Source organism: Micromonospora sp. NPDC002575 (assembly GCF_042889525.1).
Classification (GTDB): domain Bacteria; phylum Actinomycetota; class Actinomycetes; order Mycobacteriales; family Micromonosporaceae; genus Micromonospora; species Micromonospora carbonacea.
In genome coordinates, this window is sequence record NZ_JBIARA010000081.1 from 1 (window position 1) to 1187 (window position 1187).

The following is a 1187-nucleotide window of genomic DNA, read 5'->3' on the forward strand; positions in this document are numbered from 1 at the left end:
GCCGTGCGGCGCACAACGGCGAAGGGCCGCAGCCCCCGAGCGGCTGCGGCCCTTCGCCGGTCACGCGTGCACCCACACGCGTCGCTGGTCTCAGAGCACGCGCACCGCACCCGACGCCGGATACCCGGACAGGTCCTGGATGACGACGCCCTTGGACGGGTTGGCCGCGTCCAGGTACTGGCCGTTCCCGACGTACACACCCACGTGGTACGCGGAGCCCTTGCCGCCCCAGTACAGGATGTCCCCGACCTGGAGGTTGGAGGTGCCGACCTCGACCCCGGCCATCGACTGGTCCTGCGAGACCCGCGGAAGGTCCACGCCGACCTGCCGGAAGGCGGCCTGGACGAGGCTGGAGCAGTCCCACGCGTTGGGGCCGGTGGCGCCCATCACATAGGCGTCGCCCAGCTGCGCCTTGAGGAAGGCGATGACGGTGCCCACGGAACCGCTCGCCGGCGTCGTCACCGTGTCCGACGCCGAGGCGGACGCGGACGCGGGAGCGGACGTGGTCGTGAGGGTGGTGCGCTCGGCGGACCGGGAGGCGGCGGCTTCGGCGGCCGCCCGGCGGGCGGCCTCCTCGGCGGCCTTCTTCCGCGCCTCGGCCTTCTTCTTCGCCTCCGCGAGGTCCGACTTGGCCTGCTTCGCGGCCTTCGCGGCGGCCGCGTCGCGCTCGGCCGCCAGCTCGTAGTTCGCGGCCGCCAGCTCCGTGGCGTACGCGGACTCGGCGACCTGGCTGGACAGGTCGGCCGTGAGGGTGGGCAGTTCGAGGGTCTGCGTCACCGGCTCCGCGGCGCTTGCCGAGGCCGACGCACCCGCCGCCGCCATGCTGAGGACGCCACCGGCGACTCCGGCGCGCATCGCGAGGTTCGAGGACGCGCTGCGGCGGGGCTTCCGGTGGCTGCGTATGTGAGCGGTGTGGGACATGAGAGCAATCGGTATCAGGGGCTCCTCCATACCTACAAGAAACGTGGGCTGCGCCACAGTTGTTCAACCGCGGCCGCAACTCCACGGAGTTGGAGCTCCCATTGACGTCGTAACGGACATTGCGGACGCAACCCTGCAAGCCTGTGATCACGGCCTTTCGTCGTTACGTCCGAATTGCCCCTCACTTACCATCGGTTGAGACGGTTGGCCAAGCCCGCTTCTCATCCCCCTCTCATGAGTGTGGTCGAGGTCACGGAACGGTCACC

1 protein-coding gene is annotated in these 1187 nt (G+C 70.3%); it reads right to left on the bottom strand.

The features are described 5' to 3' along the window. Positions 1-90: 90 nt before the first annotated feature. Complete coding sequence (locus ACFYWL_RS31255) at positions 91-855, bottom strand: C40 family peptidase (protein ID WP_386980459.1); 765 nt, start codon at positions 853-855, stop codon at positions 91-93. Positions 856-1187: the final 332 nt, after the last annotated feature.

Bases quoted from the DNA above. Each gene is read 5' to 3' on its own strand.
- ACFYWL_RS31255 (WP_386980459.1), bottom strand. From the start codon at position 855: ATGCGCGCCGGAGTCGCCGGTGGCGTCCTCAGCATGGCGGCGGCGGGT.